The sequence below is a fragment of the Actinomycetospora sp. NBRC 106375 genome (genome assembly GCF_030269665.1).
Lineage (GTDB): Bacteria > Actinomycetota > Actinomycetes > Mycobacteriales > Pseudonocardiaceae > Actinomycetospora.
On sequence record NZ_BSTS01000001.1, the window covers coordinates 555,105 to 570,776 of the forward strand.

The following is a 15,672-nucleotide window of genomic DNA, read 5'->3' on the forward strand; positions in this document are numbered from 1 at the left end:
TATAGGGCACGCAACTGCTCACGTACAGGCGAGCTCCACCGTCCCGAGGCGGTCGATGGTCACGGTGACGACGTCGCCGGGGGCGACGGGGGTGGCGGCGGTGAGGCCGCCGGAGAGGATCACGTCGCCGGCCACCAGGCCCTCGCCGGACGCGGCGAGCCGGCGCACCAGCCAGGCGACGGCCGCGGCGGGGTGCCCGAGCGACGCGGCGCCCGAGGCCGTGGCCACCAGCTCGCCGTTCTTCTCCAGCAGCACGCCCACCAGGCGCACGTCGATCCCGGCGGCCGGGACCGGCGTACCGACGACGAAGCGAGCGGCCGAGGTGTTGTCGGCGACGACGTCGGCCATCGTGAAGCGGTAGTCGCGGAAGCGGGAGTCGAGGATCTCGATGCCGACCGCGAGCCCCGCGGTCGCGCCGAGCACGTCCGCGGCGGTGACGTGCTCGCCGGCGAGGTCGCGCCCCATCTGGAACACGATCTCCGGCTCGGCGCGCGGCTGGATCAGCTCGCCGGTCCGCAGCGGCTCACCGAGGTCCAGGGCCCCGGTGCCCGGCAGGAACCCGCACACCGGGTCGGACACGCCGACCTGGGCCTGCTTGGCCCGCGAGGTCACGCCGAGCTTCCAGCCCACCCGCGAGCCCGCCCGGTCGCGCAGCACGCGCTGGACGGCGTACCCGGTCTCGAGGTCGAGGTCGCTGACGTCGTCGGTGAGCGGCGCGATCGCGGTGCGCTCGGTGACCGCCTTGGTCAGCCGGTCGGCCAGGTCGTGCACGTCGACGGAAGCCATCAGGACTCCTTCACCCGGATCGTCACCGGACCCAGCCGGTCGAACTCGGCGCGGAACACGTCGCCCGCGGCCAGCGGCACGGCGGCGTGCAGCGCGCCGGTCATGATCATGTGGCCGGGCTCGAGCGCGACCCCGGCCTCGCCGAGCACGTTGGCCAGCCACGCCACGACGGCCAGCGGGTCGCCGAGGGCGGCCGCGCCTGCGCCGGTGTCGACGAGCTCGCCGTTGCGGGTGAACGTCATCCCGATCAGCCGGGTGTCGAGGCCGGTCAGCGGCACGAGGTGCGACGACACCGCGACCGCGCCGTTGGAGGCGAGGTCGGCGACGGTGTCGGCGAGCTTGATGCGCCAGTCGGCGATGCGGGAGTCGACGATCTCCATCGCCGCGGCCACACCGGCCACCGCGGGCGCCACGTCGGTCGGCCCGATCCCCGGCCCCTGCAGCCGCTGCCCGAGGACGAAGACGATCTCGGCCTCGACCTTGGGCTGGATGAAGCGGTCGAGCGGGATCGCGTCGCCGTCGCGGTAGACCGTCGACGAGAGCACCGGGCCGTAGTCGGGGGTGTCGATCCCGATCATCTTCTGCATCGCCGCCGACGTGACGCCGACCTTGTGCCCGACGACGCGGTCGCCGTCGGCGAGCAGCAGCGGCACGAGCTCCTGCTGGATCGCGTAGCCGTCGGCCATATCGAGACCGGGCTCGCTGTCGGTGAACGGCGCGATCGGCACGCGGGTGCGGCGCGCCTCGTAGAGCGCGCGGGCCTTCGCGGCGGCGTCGGTGACGGCCACTCAGCTCTCCTTCTCGAGCAACGGTGCTTCTTCGGACCACCCGAGCCGGCGGGAGACGGCCTCGCCCGCCTCGACGACCGTGCGGGCCAGGCGCTTGCGGGGCATGGCGCGGAACCGGCTCACCGGCGCGCCGATCCCGATGGCCGCGACGACGGTGCCGCGCGCGTCGCGGATCGGGGCCGCGAGCGACGCGACGCCGATCTCGCGCTCGTCGACGGCGTCGGCCCAGCCGCGGGCGCGGACGGTGACCAGGGCCCGGCGCAGCTCGTCGGCGTCGGCCAGCGTGTGCGGCGTGTGTCGCGCCAGGGCGGCCGTCGCGAGGTAGCGCTCCCGGACGTGCTCGGGCGCGAAGGCCAGCAGCACCTTCCCCGAACTGGTGCAGTGCACCGGCACGCGCCGGCCGGTCTCGGTGAACAGCCGCAGCGCGTGGCTCGACTCGAGGCGGTCGACGTAGACGACGTCGTGGCCGTCGAGCATCCCGACCTGCGCGGACTCGCCGGTCTCCTCCCGCAGGTGGGCGAGCACGGAGCCGGCCGCGGCGTGCAGATCCATGTGCACGCGCACGGCCTCGCCGAGCTCGAAGACGACGAGCCCGAGGCGGTAGCCGCCCGTGCGGGGGTCCTGCTCGACGAACCCCTCGGCGGCGAGCGTGGCGAGCAGCCGGTGCACGGCGCTCTTGCCGAGCCCGAGGCGACGGGACAGCTCCGAGACGCCGAGGGACTCCTCGCGCGTGAGGAACGCCTTGAGCAGCCGCGCGGCGTTGGTGACCGTCTGCAGCGGCGCGTCGGTCACGCCGGCTCCTCGGTGAACGCCGCCAGCAGCACCTTGCGGACCGCGTCCGGGTCCGGCGTCGCGCCGGGCGCCATCGCGGCGTCGACGGCCGCGCCGACGGCGGTGTCGTACGGACGGATCGCGCGGGCGAGCAGCACCTGGGCCCGCGGGAGCCCGGCGACCGCGGCCCCCTCCATCTCGTCGACCAGCGCCTCGCGGCCGCGCGCCCGGTCGCGCAGGCGCTCGAAGTCGCGGGCCGCGGCGGAGTGGGCGCTCGCCAGGCCGGAGCCGACGTGCCCCGCGTGGTGCGGCGAGAGACCGGAACCGGGCTGGGTGACGACGTGGTAGACGACCGTCGAGATCCCCAGCGCGCCGCGCACCTTCTCCGACGCGGGCCCCTCGGACTCGTCGATGAGCCCGAGCGCCGGCACCACGACGGGGTCGTAGAACCGGACGACCCACTCGAGCCCCTCGACCGACCCCGGCAGCTCGACCTCCTGGCCGCGCGTCGGCCCGAGGCCCTCGGTGGTGGCGAGGATGTGCAGGTTGCGCGCGCCGACCGCCGCGACCGTCAGCCGGCCGCCCGCCAGCAGCGGCAGGCGCCCCTGGATCGCCGGCGGGAACGTCGCGGCCTGGGTGAGGTAGGCGCGGTGGATGCCCTCGACGTAGCCGGCGACGGCCGTGCGCATCGCCATCGGGTCCGGCACCCCGGCCTCCTCCGTCAAGGGTCGTCATTCCGCATATCGGAACATGCTGTCTTCCTTCCGGAACGCTAGGGCGGTTAGCGTCGCGGCGTCAAGGAAGCCGGCCCGCCCCCGGAAGGGCATCTCGCATGGGAATCCTCCGCCTGGCCCACATCGACGTCCGCACTCCCGACCTGGACCTCTCGACGGCGTACTACACGGAGGTCATGGGCCTCCGGCAGGTGCAGCGCACCGACGACTGCGTCTACCTCAAGTGCTGGGACGAGGAGGACCACCACTCCCTGCGGATGCGCTACAACCCGCGCACCGGGATGGACTCCTTCACCTTCCGCGTGGAGGAGGAGGACGACCTCCACGACTTCGAGAAGAAGGTCGAGGCGTACGGCTGCCCCACGACGCGCGTGAGCCGCGGCGGCGCCGTCGGCCAGGGCGAGTCGATCCGGTTCGAGATCCCGTCGGGCCAGATCATGGAGCTGGTCTGGGACATCGAGAAGACCGGCAACCTGCTGGGCAAGCACAACCCGTCGCCGGTCCCACCGCCCGACCTCGCCGGCATCGCCCCGCCGCGCATGGACCACATGCTGGTCAACGCCGAGGAGGTCGCCGAGTCCGCGGCGTTCTTCATCGACGTGCTCGGCATGCGCCTCACCGAGCAGGTGCTCGACGGCAACGGCCACCAGCTCGGCGTGTGGCTCGCGGGCAACACCCGCTCCCCGCACGACATCGCCATCGTCAACGGCCCGAACGGCGCCCTGCACCACTGGGCGTACTGGCTCGACGACTGGGACCACATCCGCAAGGCGGCCGACACGCTCGCCTACAACGGCGTGCAGATCGACCAGGGCCCGACGCGCCACGGCGTCACCCGCGGCAACACCATCTACTTCTTCGACCCGCTCGGCATCCGCAACGAGGTCTTCACCGGCGGCTACTGGGTCGACCCCGACACCGAGATCCTCACCTGGACCGAGGACAACTTCGGCAAGGGCCTCTTCTACTACGAGAACGTCATCAGCCAGCGCTTCCTGCGGATGCACACGTAAAGGACCGATCGTGGCCACCACCTCCGACCGGATCATCCGGCTGCAGCACGTCGAGGTCCGGGTCCCCGACCTGGAGCTCGCCACCGCCTACTACACCGAGGTCCTGGGCCTCGTGGAGACCGCCCGCGACGAGCGCGACGGCGCCCCGCGGGTCTTCCTCAAGTGCTGGGACGAGCGCGAGCACCACTCGGTGATCCTGCGCGAGGCCCCCACCTACGGCCTCGACCACATGTCGTTCAAGCTCAACGAGAGCTCCGACCTCGACCACTTCACCGAGAAGCTCGAGGCCGCCGGCGTCCCGGTGAAGCGCTTCGCCCTCCGCGAGCTGGGCCCCGGGTGGGGCGAGGCGATCCGCTTCGAGGCCCCGTCGGGCCACCTCGTCGAGCTCACCCACGGCACCGAGCGCATCGGCAACATGCTGCCGAAGACCAACCCGCCGCCGCGGCCACAGGACCTCATCGGGATCGCGCCGCCGCGCCTGGACCACCTCTTCGTCATGGCCGAGGACGTCGAGGCGTTCACGGCGTTCTTCACCGAGATGCTCGAGTTCCGGCTCACCGAGCAGATCCTCGCCAACGACGGGCACCAGCTCGCGACGTTCCTCGAGCACTCCCACACCCCGCACGACATCGCCGTCATCACGGGACCGAACGGGGCGCTGCACCACTTCGCGTTCTGGATGGACGACTGGAACGGCATCCGCGAGGCCGCCGACGCGCTCGCCTACCACGGCGTGACGATCGACGTGGCCCCCACGCGCCACGGCGTCACCCGCGGGTACACGACGTACTTCTTCGACCCGGCCGGCAACCGCAACGAGCTCTTCACCGGCGGCTACTGGGTCGACCCGGACTTCGAGCCGATCACCTGGACCGAGGAGGAGATGGGGCGCGCCATCTTCTACTACCACCGCCAGGTCAACGAGCGCTTCTTCACGGTGCACTCGTGACGGGGGTGGAGGACCGCCCCGACGCCCGCCGCGTCGACCGGTACGAGGCCCCGGACTACCTGTCGCGCTACCGCTCGCGCCGCGGTGAGAACAGGGCGCCGGAGGCCACCACGGCCCCCGCGGCTCCCCCGGAGCCCGACGACACCCCGCTCTACCTGCGCCGGTTCCGCGAGCGGGGGTCCGCGCCGGTCGAGACGGGGACCGTCTCCTACGAGGGAAAGACGTTCACGCCGGCCCTGGCCGAGGCCAGCCGTGGCAAGGAGATCGCCGCGCCGGTCGAGCGCCGCGGCTCCGAGAAGATCGTCTGCGAGATCTCGATCATCCGGCACGGCATCACCCAGGGCTACTCCACCGACGCCGGCCTGACGCCGATGGGCGGCTGGCAGGCCCACCGCCGCGGCCACGAGCTCGCGCGCCGGTTCGACCACGGCGACAGGGTCCGCCTGGTCTGCGCCGACACCAACCGCGCGCGCCAGACCGCCGACCAGCTCTACAACGGGGTCACCGACGGCCTCGCGATGTGGGGCATCGACGCCGAGATCACCGAGAAGGAGCCCATCCCGGAGCTGCGCAACTTCGGGGTGTGGACGCCGGACGGGCTGCGCGACGTCACCTCGGCGTTCCGCCAGTACCAGGCCACCAACGAGACCCTCGAGCGCCTCGCCGTCGGCGACCGCCCGCGCTGGCTCGTCGAGATCGACCGCTTCTACCGCACGCAGCTGGGCGGGGCGGACCCGATCCAGGAGTGGCTGACGATCCCGATGATGTACTTCGAGCCGCCGGCGATGTGCGTGCGCCGCTTCTGGCGCGGGTTCCACCGGCTCATGACCGAGGACGAGCAGCCCGACGGCACGCTGCGCCACGGCCGCATCCTCGCCGCGACGCACTCCGGGCCGATGCGGGCCTTCGCCACCTGGGCCCACGGCTACGACCCGGGCGAGCCGCTCAACACCGAGGAGATCCGGATCAAGATGCGCGAGGGCGGTCGCTCCGCGTTCGTCTCGTACCGCAACCGGGTCACCGAGGTGAACGTCCCGCCGCCCGACGAGTTCCCGCAGTGGGAGGCCTGATCGCATGACCGTGTTGTCACTGCCGCCCCTGGACCTGGACGCGCCGGCCGCCGGCAGCGAGGACGACTCCCCGCTGCGGTCGGTGTCGACCGCCGTCGCCGTCCTCGACTGCTTCGCCGACGAGGCCGAGCTCGGCGCGACCCGGGTCGCCGCGCGGCTGGGCATCGCCAAGAGCACCGCCTGCCGGATGCTCGCCGCGCTGTCCACCGGCGGGCTGCTCGAGCGCACCGGGTCCGGCCGCTACCGCCTGGGGCTGCGGCTGTTCGAGTACGGGCAGCTCGCCGTCGACCGGCTCATGCTGCGCGACGTCGCCCTGCCCGCGATGGGCGAGCTGCGCGAGCTGCTGCGCGAGACCGTCCAGCTCGGCGTCGTCGTCGGCACCGACGTCCTCTACGTCGAGCGCGCCGAGGCCGCGAGCATGAACGTCCGCTTCCGCAGCGAGCACCGCCGCAACCCGGCGCACTCGTCGAGCGCGGGCCGGGTGCTGGCGGCCGGCGACCCGGCGCTGATCACCGCCATCCTCGAGCGGGGCCTCAAGCGCTACACGCCGTTCACGGTGGTCGACCCGATGCGCTACCGGCAGGTCCTCGCCACCACCCGCGAGCAGGGCTACGCCACGTCGCGCGAGGAGTTCGAGCCCGGTTGGTCGTCGATCGCCGCGCCGATCACGCTCACGCGCGGCGGGCGGCCCCACCCGGTGGCCGCGCTCTCGGTGGTCGCGCCGACCTCCCGCATCCTCGGGCACCGCAAGCCGGCGGTCGTCCAGGGCGTGCGCCGCGCCGCCGCCCGCGTCTCCGCCGACCTGGAGCGCGCCCGGGGCTGAGCCGGCCGGTGTTCGAGCGATGCGGCTTTGCTGGCGTGTGACGCCAGGATCGCCACATGCTCGGTCGCGCGACACGCCGCCCCGACCCGTTCGCCGGGCCGGAACATCACGCGTACGGCGCTGCGGGAGCGCTCCTAGCGTCGTCACCATGCAGCGCAGCACCGACCGCGTCCTGACGACCCACGTCGGCAGCCTCGCCCGACCCGAGGCCCTGCTCGACACGATGCGGGAGAAGGAGCACGGACGGCCGTACGACGCCGACCTGTTCGCCCGCCAGGTGACCGACGCCGTGGCCGACGTCGTCGCCCGCCAGCGCGAGGTCGGCCTCGACGTCGTCACCGACGGCGAGATGGGCAAGGTCAGCTTCGCGACCTACGTCCAGCGCCGGCTCGACGGCTTCTCCCCCGACTCCGGCGAGCGGCTGCTCCCGCCGTCGTGGCAGGTCGAGATCGACGCCTTCCCGGAGTACTACGACGGCTATCTCGGCAAGTACCAGAAGACGGTGGCGCCGATGCAGAGCATCGCCTGCGTCGGGCCCGTCTCCTACACCGGCCAGGAGGAGCTCGCGACCGACCTCGCCAACCTGCACAAGGCCGTCGCGGGCGTCTCCGGCGTCGTCGAGACGTTCATGCCGTCGACGTCACCGCGCGGCTTCGGGCGCAACGAGTACTACGCGAGCGACCGCGAGTACTACGAGGCCGTCGGCGAGGCGCTGCGCGAGGAGTACCTCGCCATCGTCGACGCCGGGTTCCTGCTGCAGGTCGACGACCCGTGGCTCATCGAGATCCTCTCCGACCCGACCCTCGAGCCCGCCGAGCGCGACCGCACCGCCCGCGAGCACGCCGAGATCGTCAACCACAGCCTGCGGGGCATCCCGACCGAGAAGATCCGCCTGCACACCTGCTACGGCCTCAACCACGGCCCCCGGATCCACGACATCGGCATGGGCGAGGTCGCCCTGTACATGCTCGGCATCCACGCCGGGGCGTACTCGTTCGAGGTCGCCAACCCCCGCCACCTGCACGAGTGGAAGATCTGGCAGGACCTCCCGCTGCCCGACGGCGCCGTGCTCATCCCGGGCCTGCTCGGCCACGCGCAGAACTACGTGGAGCACCCGGAGCTGATCGCCGACATGATCGGCTGGTACGCCTCGTGCGTCGGGCGGGAGAACGTCATCGCCGGCGCCGACTGCGGGTTCTCCTCGCGGGCGAGCTACGCGCCGGAGGTGCACCCCACGGTGGTGTGGGAGAAGTTCCGCGCGCTGTCGCAGGGCGCGGAGATCGCGACCTCGCGCCTGTTCTGAGCGAACGGGAAGGGGGAGGCAGGCGGCTGTGCGTCCCCCCGGGCGCCGTGCCGTTCCGCCTCCCCCTCCCGTCGCGCGCCCGGCCGGCCGGCCGGGGCGGGCGAGGACTCGGAGCGACCCCCTCCCGGTCCCCCGACGACCGTCGTCCCGCCCTCGGAGGAGAAGCCTGGTCGACAGCGGGACCCGGGGCATCAGCAGAAATGACTAGCCCGGCCGACCGCCTGCGTACGCCGCTGGACGGACGCCCGGGGGCGGCTTAGCGTCCTCGTCGTGCCAGGTCAGGAGGCGTCGGGGGGCGGCGCAGCGGACGTCGCTGCGGCCCCCGCGGCCCCGGCGCCCTGGCGGGCGGGCGACGCCGCGGCCCTGGCCCGGTGCTGGGACCGGGCGCGGACCTCGGGGGCCCTCACCGTCGTCGTCACCGGTGACGCCGGCGCCGGCAAGACCCGTCTCGTCCGCGGGCTCGCCGAGCGGGTGGAGGCCGACGGCGGGGTCGTCGTGTCGGGGGCGGCCGTGGACGTCGGCGAGCAGCTTCCGCTGTGGCCGGTGGCGACGGGCCTGCGCCGCGTGCTGCGCGCCCCCGACGACGCCCCGGCGCCCACGCTCGCCGCGCGCACCGCCGTGGAGCCGTGGCGCGAGGGGCTCGCGCCCTTGCTCGACCCCGGTCCGGCCGCGGTGCCGCCGTCGACCGGGCACCTGCTGGAACTGGTCCGCCGGGTGCTGCACGCGGTCGCCGCCGCGGCGCCGGTCCTCGTCGTCGTCGATGACCTGCACTGGGCCGACCGCACCACCCGCGAGCTGCTGGTCTCCCTCGTGGCGCACCTGGCCGACGAGCGGATCCTCGTCGTCGCCACCGCCCGTTCCGACGCCCTCGACGCGACCCACCCCCTGCGGCGGATGCTGCCCGAGCTCGCCCGCGACCGGGCCGTGCGCACGGTCGAGCTGGCGCCGCTGCCCCACCGCGCGGTGACCGGGATCGTGCGCGACGCCGGCGGCGACGACGCGCTGGCCGGGCTCGTCTGGCACCGCTCGGCGGGCAACGCCTTCATCGTCGCCGAGACCCTGGCCGCGGTCTCCGAGGGCGCCGACGACGGCCTCTCCCCCGGGTTGCGCGGCGTCGTGCTCGGCCGCGTCGCGGGGCTGGGACGGGCGGCGCGGGCGGCCGTGCAGGCGATCGCGCTGGGCGAGGAGCCCGTGGCCCACGGCCTGCTCGCCGCGGTCGTGGGCGCCGAGGAGTCCGAGCTGGTCGAGGCCCTGCGCGAGGCCGCCGACGCGGCCGTCGTGGTCGTCGACCCGGACGTCGAGGGCTACGCCCTGCGCCACGGCCTGATGCGCGACGTCGTCGCCGCCGACCTCATGCCGGGCGAGCGGCGGCGCCTGCACCGCCGGTACGCCCTCGCCCTGGACGCCGCGATGGACCCGGCGGCGGCCCGCGACGCCCTCGGGGCGGTGGGGGCGGTGGGGGCGGTGGCCGACGACACCGATCCCGCCGTCGCCCTGCGTCGGGCCCACCACTGGGCCCGCGCCGACGACCCGGAGCGCGCGCTGCCGGCCGTGGTGCACGCCGCGACCCTCGCCGAACAGATGCACGAGTTCGGCACCGCCCACCGCCAGTGGATGGCCGCCCTCGAGCTCGCCGCGGCCCGCACCGCGCCGCCGTCCGACAAGCTGCTGCCCGGCCGGCGGGTGCGGGCGCTGCCGCCGGGCGATCCGGAGTCGGGCACGCTGCTGAACAGGGCGGCGGACACCGCGCAGCTCGCCGGCGAGTACGACGCGGCCGTCGACCTGCTGCGCCGGATCGTCCCGGACCCGGCGTCCGCCGGGGTCGGCGAGCTGCCCGCGGTGGTGCGGCTCGGGCGCTCGCTGCTCGACGCCGGGCGCACCGGCGACGCCGTCGCCGTGCTCCACGACGCGGGCCGGGCCGGGCGACGCGTCGGGGACGACCCGGCGCTGGCCGCGGTGCACGCCGCCCACGCCGAGGCCCTGCTGATCACCGGGGACGTGCGCGGCGCGCAGCAGGAGGCCGAGCGGGCGCTCGCGGTCTCGCGCGCCGGCGGCGAGCAGGCCGAGCAGGCGCCGATGCTCGCGACGCTCGGCTTCGCCCAGGCCTACCTGGAGAACCCCGACGCCGGGCTCGCGTCGGTCGCCGACGGCCTCATGATCGCCGAGCGCACCGGGGACGCCGCGGCGGTCGGGCGCGCCTACCAGGCCTGGGCGGACCTGCTCTCCGGCCCGCTCGCCGAGATCCACGAGGGCGTCGAGATCGCGCGCCAGGGCGTGGCGCGGATGCGCGACCTCGGGCTGTCGCGCTCGGCGGGCGTGCGGCTGCTCGCCACCGCGGCCAACGGCCTGTTCCGGCTCGGGCGTTGGGCGGAGGCCTCCGACGCCGTCGACGAGGCCTGGGCGCTCTCCCCCACCGGCGCCGACGCGCTCGAGGTGCGGCTGGCCCGCTGCCGGCTCCAGGTGGGGCGCGGCGAGTTCGTCGAGGCCGACGAGGACCTCCGGGCGGTGGACCTGCTCGCCCTCGACGGCACGGGCGAGGAGGACCCCGACGACGACCCCGAGGATCACGACGACCCCGGGGACCACGGCGACCGCGCCCCCCGGCGCGTCACCGTCGCCTCGCGCTACCGGGTCCCGCTGCTCACGCTGCGCTCCGGGGTCGAGATGTGGCGGGGGCGCCCGGACCTCGCGCGCGGTCTCGTCGCCCGGGGCCTGGACGTCGCCGAGCACACGCCCGACGACGTCTTCCTCATCGCGCCGCTGGTCTGGCACGGGCTGCGTGCGGAGGCCGAGGCCGCGGGGCGCGGGATGGCGGGAGACCGCGCGACGCTCGACCGGCTCGGGCGCCACGTCGTGCACCTCGAGCGCCGGGTCCCGCACACCGTGCCCGCGCTGCGCCGCACCGTCCTGGCCTACGTGCGGATGTGCCGGGCCGAGGCGGGTCGCGCCGCCGGGGCCAGCGACCCGGCCGCCTGGGGGCAGGTGGCCGAGATGTGGAGCGCCCAGCTCAACCCCTACCCGGCGGCCTACGCCCTGCTGCGCCGCGCCGAGGCCCTGCTCGCCACCGGCGCGCGGCGCGGGGAGGCCGCCCGGGCGCTGCGCGCCGCCGCCGAGACCGCCCACGCGATGGGCGCCGGGCCGTTCCTCGCCGAGATCGACGCCCTCGCCCGGCGCGCCCGTCTCGACGTCGCGCACGCCGGCGACGCCGTCGTCACCACCGCGGACCGCCCGGGCGCCGCGCCCGACGCCGGCGCCGCGACCCGGCGCGCCCCCGAGCTCGCGGCGCTGACGTCGCGGGAGCACGAGGTGCTCGCCGTGCTCGCCGACGGGCTGTCCAACCGCGAGATCGCGCACCGGCTCTACATCAGCGAGCGCACCGTCGCCGTGCACGTCTCCCGCGTGCTCGCGAAGACCGGCACCCGCTCGCGCACCCAGGCCGCGGCCCTCCTGCAGCGCGTCCGCGCCCGACCCACCAGCGCCGAGAGAGGCCCGCGATGAACGACGACCACACCCTCGCCGGCAACCTCGGGTCGCTGACCGGCCTCGCCCGACCGGCGCTCACGGACGTCCCGTCCGTCGTGGACCGGCTCACGAGGATCTCCGCGGTGGCGGCCACGCTGCAGCCGCGGGGCGAGGACGACGGGGTCGCCTGCTTCTCGCGCCTGTACCAGCAGATCACCGAGGACGTCCTCGCGTCCTACGAGAACGGGTCGCTGTTCCGGTGCGGCGACTTCATCATCGAGCTCGACATCGCCTTCGCCCAGCGCTACCTGGACGCCATGCTCGCCCACGGGACCCCGGGGGCGTCGGTGCCGGGGTGCTGGCAGTTGCTGTTCGACCGGCGCCAGGATGATGGCGTCGAGCCGTGGCGCTTCGCCGCGACCGGCGTGAACGCCCACGTCAACTTCGACCTCGCCTTCGCCCTGCTCGACGTCTGGGAGCGGCACCCCGACGACCCGCTGGGCACCACCGACGAGCAGTACGACGACTACCGCGCGATCAACACGATCTTCGAGCGGAACATGGACTCGCTGTGCGGGAAGTTCGACGCCCCGTGATCCGACGTCGGCGGCGACGGGTCGCTCTTCGACAGGGCGGGCAACGTGCTCGGCGACCTGCTCGTCGTCGGCACCCGCGACCTCGCCTGGACGTTCGCCGAGCGCATGTGGCGCCACCACACGACGCCCGGCTACCGCGACGTCCCCACGCGGACGCTGGACCGCGTCGCGACCGGCTTCGCGAGAGCACTGATCTAGCCGGCCACCCGGACCTCGAGGACGGCGCGCAGCCCGGTCGTCGGGATCGTCGCGACCCGCTCCATGCCGGCCGCGGCGAACAGCCGGTCGTACTCGGCCTCGGTGCGCTCGCGCCCGCCGACGACGGCCATCATGTGCAGGTCGGAGAGCCCGGCCGTCATGGGTTCCGGGCGTTCGGGCAGCACGATCTCGAGCACGAGCAGCCGCGCCCGCGGTCCCATCGCCCGCCGGCAGCGCGCGAGCAGTCGCCCGGCCGGCTCGTCGTCAGAGTCGTGGACGATCCACGACAGCAGGTAGAGGTCCGCGCCCCCCAGCACGTCGGCGAAGAAGTCGCCGACCCGCACCTCGCAGCGCCCGTCGAGGCCGCCGGCCGCCAGCGTCGCCCGGGCCCGCTCGGCGACCGGACCGGTCTCGACCAGCACGCCCCGGGCGTCCGGGTTGCGCCGGAGCAGGCCGCCGAGCAGCGCGCCGGTACCGCCGCCGAGGTCCACCAGCGTGCGGGCCCACGTGGTGTCGTAGACCGCCGCGACCTCGTCCGCGGCGACGCCCGTCGATCCCGACATCGTGGCGTCGAAGAGCGCGTTCGTGTCGGGGTGCGCGGCGAGGTGCTCGAACAGCGGGGCGCCGAAGCGGTGCTCGAACCCGCTGCGCCCGTCGCGCAGCGACGCGAGCAGGCCGTCCCACGACGGGTACCAGAGCCGGCGCACGAGCAGCGCGCGGGCGTGGATGCCGCCGGGCCGGTCCCGCTCGAGCCAGCGGCCCGCGGGGGTCGTCGCGTAGCGGCCGTCGTCGAGGCCCGCCACGAGGCCGAACCCGTCGAGGGCCCGCAGGAGACGCGCGAGCTGCCCGGCGTCGGTGCCGGTGCGCGCGGCCAGCTCGGCGACGTCGCGCGGGCCGTCCGCGAGCTCGTCGGCCAGACCCAGCTCGGCGGTGAGGCCGACGATCTGGGTGCGCCAGTACGCGGTCAGCAGCTCCAGGAGCCGGTCCCGTTCGGCCGGGTCGGCGACGGCGGTCGTGTCGGTGCTGGTCATCGTGGTCCCCCCTCCCCCAGTGGAGACCGACTGTGGCGGACGCGGCGCCGGGCGCGCCCCGAATTGGTCCGCTCGGAGCGCGCCGTTCCCCCGCTCGGCCCGCCCGTAGGCTCGCGGAGGTGTCCCGTCGTCGTCCCCCGCCGCTGCCGCCGCGGGACGGGCTCGACCCGGCGCGGGTGCGGATGCCCGACGACGGGCCCTGGTCGACGCTGCGCGACCACCTCGTGGACCGGCTGCCGGTGCCCTCGGCGCGGGTCGACGCGATGCTCGCCGAGGGCCGGATCGTCGGCGACGACGGCCCGCTGGGTCCGGACGCCCCGTTCGTCCCGCGGGCGGTGGTGTGGTTCCACCGCGACCTGCCCGACGAGGCGCCGGTGCCGTTCGCGGTCGAGGTCGTGCACCGCGACGACGAGATCGTCGTGGTCGACAAGCCGCACTTCCTCGCGACGATCCCGCGGGGGCGCCACGTCCGCGAGACCGCCCTGGTGCGGCTGCGCCACGAGCTCGGGCTGCCCGACCTGAGCCCGGCCCACCGGCTCGACCGCGTCACGGCGGGTCTCGTGCTGTTCGTCGCCGACCGCGACCGGCGCGGGACCTACCAGAACCTCTTCCGCGACCGGCGCGTCGCCAAGGTCTACGAGGCGGTCGCCCCGTACGACCCGTCGGTCGACCTGCCGCGGGTGGTGCGGAGCCGGATCGTCAAGGAGCGCGGCGTCGTCACCGCGTACGAGACACCCGGCGAGCCGAACGCCGAGACGCTCGTCGAGCTGATCGACGTCCGCGCGGGCCGGGCCCGCTACCGGCTCACCCCGCACACCGGGCGCACCCACCAGCTGCGGGTGCACATGGCCTCGCTCGGGCTGCCACTGCTCGGCGACCCCTTCTACCCCGCGGTGCGCGACGTCCCGCTCGACGACTTCCGGGCGCCGCTGCAGCTGCTGGCCCGCGAGCTCGCCTTCCCCGACCCCCGCGGCGGCGTCGGGCGGCGGTTCGTCAGCCGTCGCACGTTGCAGGCGTGGGACGACCCGGACGGCTGGGCGGCCGGACCGTGACCGATCCGCTGATCGTCACCGCGCTCCTCGACACCGCCTCCCAGGACGAGCTCGACGATCGCAGGCGGCGCTGGTTCCCGGCCGGTCGACGCGTCGTGGGCGCGCACCTCACGCTCTTCCACGCCCTGCCCGGCGCCCGCTTCGACGCGGTGGCCGACGTGCTCGCCGCGGTCACCGACCGGGCGCCGATCCCGGCGGTGATCGGCGCGCCCGTGTCGCTGGGGCGGGGCGTGGCGCACCCCGTCGACGCCCCCGGGCTGGCCGCGGTGCACGAGCGCGTCGCCGACCGGTTCACCGGCGACCTCACCCGCCAGGATCGCCAGCGGCTGCGTCCGCACGTCACCGTGCAGAACAAGGTCGACGCGGCGACCGCCCGCACGACCCTCGCCGAGCTCACCGCCGAGCACGTGCCGTGGACGGCGACGATCACCGGGCTCGGGCTGTGGCACTACCGCGGCGGGCCGTGGGAGGGCGCGGGCGAGTTCCCGTTCGGCGGCTGACCCGTGCGGCGGCGGCCGGCCCGCTCGGGCAGGCTGGTCGACCGTGCCGGAGCTCCCCCCGCTCGACGTGCCCGTGGTGGCCGCCCCGATGGCGGGCGGCCCGTCGACGCCCGCGCTGGTGGCCGCCGTCGCCGCCGCGGGCGGGATGGGGTTCCTCGCGGGCGGCTACCTCACGGCGGAGGCCCTCGACGGGCAGCTGACCGATCTCGCGGACCGCAGCGACCGGCCCTTCGGCGTGAACCTCTTCCTGCCGGCCGGCCCCGATCCGGACCCGGCGGCCCGCGCCGCGGCGATCGCGACCTACGCCGCGAGCCTGCAGGGCGAGGCCGCGCGCCAGGGCGTGGCGCTCGGCGAGCCCCGCGCCGACGACGACGCGGTCGACGACAAGATCGCGGTGCTCGCGCGGCACCGTCCCGCGGTGGTGTCGGTGACGTTCGCGCTGCCGTCCGCGGACCGGCTCGGGGCGCTGCGCGCGACGGGCGCCGCGCTCGTGGCCACGGTGACCTCGGAGGCCGAGGCGCGGGCCATCGGTCGCGGCGCGGACGGCGGGCAGCAGCGTCGCGAGCGGCCACCGGGTGGCAGGCGGTGACCGGGGA

At 75.1% G+C, this 15,672-nt stretch carries 16 protein-coding genes; 11 read left to right on the top strand and 5 right to left on the bottom strand.

Going from position 1 to position 15,672, the window contains the following annotated elements:
* Positions 1-18: 18 nt before the first annotated feature.
* The 4 genes from QSK03_RS02710 to QSK03_RS02725 are packed head-to-tail and all read right to left on the bottom strand — an operon-like array spanning position 19 to position 3,052.
* On the bottom strand, positions 19-786 hold the full coding sequence (locus QSK03_RS02710) for a 2-keto-4-pentenoate hydratase (protein ID WP_285648409.1): 768 nt from the start codon (positions 784-786) through the stop codon (positions 19-21).
* Positions 786-1,574 carry a 2-keto-4-pentenoate hydratase gene (locus tag QSK03_RS02715; RefSeq protein ID WP_285648410.1) on the bottom strand — a complete coding sequence of 263 codons (789 nt, stop codon included), beginning with the start codon at positions 1,572-1,574 and terminating at the stop codon, positions 786-788. The genes QSK03_RS02710 and QSK03_RS02715 overlap by 1 nt, the downstream gene beginning before the upstream one ends.
* Complete coding sequence (locus tag QSK03_RS02720; RefSeq protein ID WP_285648411.1) at positions 1,575-2,366, bottom strand: IclR family transcriptional regulator; 792 nt, start codon at positions 2,364-2,366, stop codon at positions 1,575-1,577.
* Positions 2,363-3,052, bottom strand: a complete 690-nt coding sequence (locus QSK03_RS02725) for a hypothetical protein (RefSeq protein ID WP_285648412.1) — start codon at positions 3,050-3,052, stop codon at positions 2,363-2,365. The genes QSK03_RS02720 and QSK03_RS02725 overlap by 4 nt, the downstream gene beginning before the upstream one ends.
* A gap of 125 nt (positions 3,053-3,177) precedes the next feature.
* On the opposite strand from QSK03_RS02725, the gene QSK03_RS02730 reads away from it, so the two are divergent.
* The 8 genes from QSK03_RS02730 (at position 3,178) to QSK03_RS02765 (ending at position 12,493) form a co-directional block, all read left to right on the top strand.
* Positions 3,178-4,092 (top strand): catechol 2,3-dioxygenase, encoded by a 915-nt coding sequence (locus QSK03_RS02730; RefSeq protein WP_285648413.1) that lies wholly within the window; start codon positions 3,178-3,180, stop codon positions 4,090-4,092.
* Positions 4,093-4,102: 10 nt separating this feature from the next.
* Positions 4,103-5,041 (top strand): catechol 2,3-dioxygenase, encoded by a 939-nt coding sequence (locus tag QSK03_RS02735; protein WP_285648414.1) that lies wholly within the window; start codon positions 4,103-4,105, stop codon positions 5,039-5,041.
* Positions 5,038-6,111, top strand: a complete 1,074-nt coding sequence (locus QSK03_RS02740; protein WP_285648415.1) for a histidine phosphatase family protein — start codon at positions 5,038-5,040, stop codon at positions 6,109-6,111. Before QSK03_RS02735 ends, QSK03_RS02740 begins: the two co-directional genes overlap by 4 nt.
* A gap of 4 nt (positions 6,112-6,115) precedes the next feature.
* Complete coding sequence (locus QSK03_RS02745; protein ID WP_285648416.1) at positions 6,116-6,934, top strand: IclR family transcriptional regulator; 819 nt, start codon at positions 6,116-6,118, stop codon at positions 6,932-6,934.
* 148 nt (positions 6,935-7,082) lie between these two features.
* Complete coding sequence (locus tag QSK03_RS02750) at positions 7,083-8,237, top strand: cobalamin-independent methionine synthase II family protein (protein WP_285648417.1); 1,155 nt, start codon at positions 7,083-7,085, stop codon at positions 8,235-8,237.
* Positions 8,238-8,507: 270 nt separating this feature from the next.
* Entirely contained in the window at positions 8,508-11,735 is a 3,228-nt protein-coding gene (locus tag QSK03_RS02755) for a helix-turn-helix transcriptional regulator (protein ID WP_285648418.1), read from the top strand.
* On the top strand, positions 11,732-12,295 hold the full coding sequence (locus tag QSK03_RS02760; protein ID WP_285648419.1) for a DUF5995 family protein: 564 nt from the start codon (positions 11,732-11,734) through the stop codon (positions 12,293-12,295). The genes QSK03_RS02755 and QSK03_RS02760 overlap by 4 nt, the downstream gene beginning before the upstream one ends.
* Before the next feature lie 45 nt (positions 12,296-12,340).
* A complete protein-coding gene (locus QSK03_RS02765) occupies positions 12,341-12,493 on the top strand; it encodes a hypothetical protein (protein WP_285648420.1) in 153 nt (50 codons plus the stop codon).
* Here the strand turns inward: QSK03_RS02765 and QSK03_RS02770 are convergent.
* Entirely contained in the window at positions 12,490-13,524 is a 1,035-nt protein-coding gene (locus QSK03_RS02770; RefSeq protein WP_285648421.1) for a methyltransferase, read from the bottom strand. The two genes, QSK03_RS02765 and QSK03_RS02770, sit on opposite strands and share 4 nt — an antisense overlap.
* Before the next feature lie 182 nt (positions 13,525-13,706).
* On the opposite strand from QSK03_RS02770, the gene QSK03_RS02775 reads away from it, so the two are divergent.
* From QSK03_RS02775 to QSK03_RS02785, 3 genes are read left to right on the top strand one after another with little or no spacing between them, the layout of a single operon-like run.
* A complete protein-coding gene (locus QSK03_RS02775; protein ID WP_502872119.1) occupies positions 13,707-14,576 on the top strand; it encodes a pseudouridine synthase in 870 nt (289 codons plus the stop codon).
* Positions 14,573-15,076: a 2'-5' RNA ligase family protein gene (locus tag QSK03_RS02780; protein WP_285648423.1), complete on the top strand. Its 504-nt coding sequence runs from the start codon at positions 14,573-14,575 to the stop codon at positions 15,074-15,076. Before QSK03_RS02775 ends, QSK03_RS02780 begins: the two co-directional genes overlap by 4 nt.
* Positions 15,077-15,119: 43 nt before the next feature.
* A complete protein-coding gene (locus tag QSK03_RS02785; RefSeq protein ID WP_285648424.1) occupies positions 15,120-15,665 on the top strand; it encodes a nitronate monooxygenase in 546 nt (181 codons plus the stop codon).
* Positions 15,666-15,672 lie beyond the last annotated feature (7 nt).

Excerpts from the sequence above, each read along its gene's own strand:
- QSK03_RS02745 (WP_285648416.1), top strand. The coding sequence starts at position 6,116 with ATGACCGTGTTGTCACTGCCGCCCCTGGACCTGGACGCGCCGGCCGCC.
- QSK03_RS02760 (WP_285648419.1), top strand. The coding sequence starts at position 11,732 with ATGAACGACGACCACACCCTCGCCGGCAACCTCGGGTCGCTGACCGGC.
- QSK03_RS02770 (WP_285648421.1), bottom strand. The coding sequence starts at position 13,524 with ATGACCAGCACCGACACGACCGCCGTCGCCGACCCGGCCGAACGGGAC.
- QSK03_RS02775 (WP_502872119.1), top strand. The coding sequence starts at position 13,707 with ATGCCCGACGACGGGCCCTGGTCGACGCTGCGCGACCACCTCGTGGAC.
- QSK03_RS02710 (WP_285648409.1), bottom strand. The coding sequence starts at position 786 with ATGGCTTCCGTCGACGTGCACGACCTGGCCGACCGGCTGACCAAGGCG.
- QSK03_RS02750 (WP_285648417.1), top strand. The coding sequence starts at position 7,083 with ATGCAGCGCAGCACCGACCGCGTCCTGACGACCCACGTCGGCAGCCTC.
- QSK03_RS02730 (WP_285648413.1), top strand. The coding sequence starts at position 3,178 with ATGGGAATCCTCCGCCTGGCCCACATCGACGTCCGCACTCCCGACCTG.